This window comes from Cellulomonas sp. A375-1 (assembly GCF_001040865.1).
In the GTDB taxonomy this organism is placed as follows: Bacteria; Actinomycetota; Actinomycetes; order Actinomycetales; family Cellulomonadaceae; genus Cellulomonas; species Cellulomonas gelida.
The window spans coordinates 71,176-73,013 of record NZ_LFKW01000116.1 but is presented as its reverse complement, the minus strand read 5'-3'; the positions used below and the strand labels follow the sequence as shown (position 1 = coordinate 73,013).

Below are 1,838 nucleotides of genomic sequence, written 5' to 3'. Positions count from 1 at the left end.
CTACGTCGCCGTCGCGGACCGGCTCGCCGCGCGCGGGCCTGTGGTGACCGTCGACGGGAGGACCCCCGCCGAGGTCGCGGCGGCCGTGCGCGCTCGTCTGGGCTGACGCGGGACACCCCTTGCGGCGTCTCGACGACGGGCGTAATGTCGTATTCAACCTCAAAGTTGAATAGCCTGATCGCAGCATCTAGACAACATCAGGTCGGGGCCCCTGCCGACGCGCAGCACGGTCGGGGCTCTTCTCGACCGGAGGACGCACCTGTGACGGAGGACGACGACGAACGGCTCGACCGGGCCTTCCTGGCCCTGGCCGATCCCGTCCGTCGCCAGATCGTCGCGCGCCTGTCGCGCGGCCCCGCAGGAGTCAACGAGCTCGCCGAGCCGCACGCCATCTCACTGCAGGCGGTCTCCAAGCACATCCACGTGCTGGAGCAGGCGGGACTCGTCACCCGCACGCGCGACGCCCAGCGTCGGCCCGTGCACCTGGCCCCGGAGGCGCTCGAGCGCCTCACCGCGTGGATCGACCAGTACCGGTTGATCCACGAGCGCAGGTTCCGGTCCCTCGACGCGCTGCTCGCGCAGGACCCCGCCCAGCAGGAGGATCCATCATGACCAACCCCGTGCACGTCGACGCCCCCGCCGGCGTCCCGTTCATCGACATCACCCGCGAGTTCGACGCTCCGGTCTCCCGCGTGTTCGCCGCGCACGCCGACCCCGCGCTCGTCGCGAAGTGGATGGGCCCGGACCGGCTCGAGACCGACATCACCGAGTGGGACTTCGTGTCCGGCGGCCGGTGGAGCTTCCAGCAGACCGAGCCCGGCGGCGAGTCGTACGGGTTCCGCGGCACGTTCCACACCGTGCGGACCGACGAGCTCGCGATCCAGACGTTCGAGTTCCTCGGGTACCCGGACGTCGTCGCGGTCGAGACGCTGCGGTTCGTCGACCTCGACGACGACCGCACCCGCCTCGAGATCCACTCCGTCTACCCCTCGCTGGAGGCCCGCGACGGCATGGTCGCCAGCGGCATGGAGGGCGGCCTCACCCAGGGCTACGCGCGCCTCGACACGATCGTCGCGGGCTGAGCCGACGAGACGAAGGAGCAGGTCATGGGCATCGTCCACCCCCACCTCTGGTACAGCGACAACGCGCTGGAGGCCGCCGAGTTCTACGTCTCGGTCTTCCCCAGCTCGCGCATCGTCAACGTGCTGCACGCACCCGCCGACATGCCGGGTGTCACCAAGGGCGCGCCGTTCATCGTGTCCTACGAGCTCGACGGCCAGCCGGTCGAGGCGATCTCCGCGGGTCCGTCGCTCCAGCTCAACGCGGCGTTCTCGTTCGTCGTCGACTGCGCGGACCAGGCCGAGGTCGACCACTACTGGGACGCGCTCCTGGCCGGCGGCGGGAAGGAGGTCGCGTGCGGCTGGCTCACCGACCGGTTCGGCCTGTCGTGGCAGGTCGTGCCGCGCCGCCTGATGGAGCTCACGCTCTCGCCCGACGCCGACCCCGAGGGCGCCGCGCGCGCCACGCAGGTGATGCTCACGCAGAAGAAGATCGAGATCGCCCCGATCGAGGCGGCCTACCGCGGAGAGTGACGCGGGCTCCCCCACAGCGCCCGGTAGTACGACGTGCGCTGTGGGTCGGGCTCGATGCCGTAGGCCTCGAGCAGGGCGTCCTCGTAGCCCGGGCCGTAGTTCCACACCGTGCTCCACGTCGCGACGGCGAGGTCCGCCCACCGGTCCGCCAGACCGAGCCGCCCCAGGTCCACGTGCGCGAGCCACGAGCCGTCGTCGGACAGCAGCGTGTTCGGGACGCACGCGTCCCCGTGGCAGACGACGAGC

General features: G+C 71.1%; 4 protein-coding genes. 3 read left to right on the top strand and 1 reads right to left on the bottom strand.

Features of this window, described 5'->3' with window-relative positions; translation table 11 throughout:
* Nucleotides 1-261 precede the first annotated feature (261 nt).
* From CWIS_RS12250 to CWIS_RS12240, 3 genes are read left to right on the top strand one after another with little or no spacing between them, the layout of a single operon-like run.
* Nucleotides 262-612, top strand: coding sequence for a helix-turn-helix transcriptional regulator (locus tag CWIS_RS12250; RefSeq protein ID WP_048343568.1), 351 nt, complete (start codon nucleotides 262-264; stop codon nucleotides 610-612).
* Entirely contained in the window at nucleotides 609-1,082 is a 474-nt protein-coding gene (locus CWIS_RS12245) for an SRPBCC family protein (RefSeq protein ID WP_048343567.1), read from the top strand. Before CWIS_RS12250 ends, CWIS_RS12245 begins: the two co-directional genes overlap by 4 nt.
* Before the next feature lie 24 nt (nucleotides 1,083-1,106).
* Nucleotides 1,107-1,592, top strand: a complete 486-nt coding sequence (locus tag CWIS_RS12240; protein WP_048343566.1) for a VOC family protein — start codon at nucleotides 1,107-1,109, stop codon at nucleotides 1,590-1,592.
* Here the strand turns inward: CWIS_RS12240 and CWIS_RS19500 are convergent.
* The coding region (locus tag CWIS_RS19500; RefSeq protein ID WP_231583838.1) for a phosphotransferase at nucleotides 1,577-1,838 on the bottom strand (262 nt) is incomplete at its 5' end. The genes CWIS_RS12240 and CWIS_RS19500 overlap by 16 nt on opposite strands.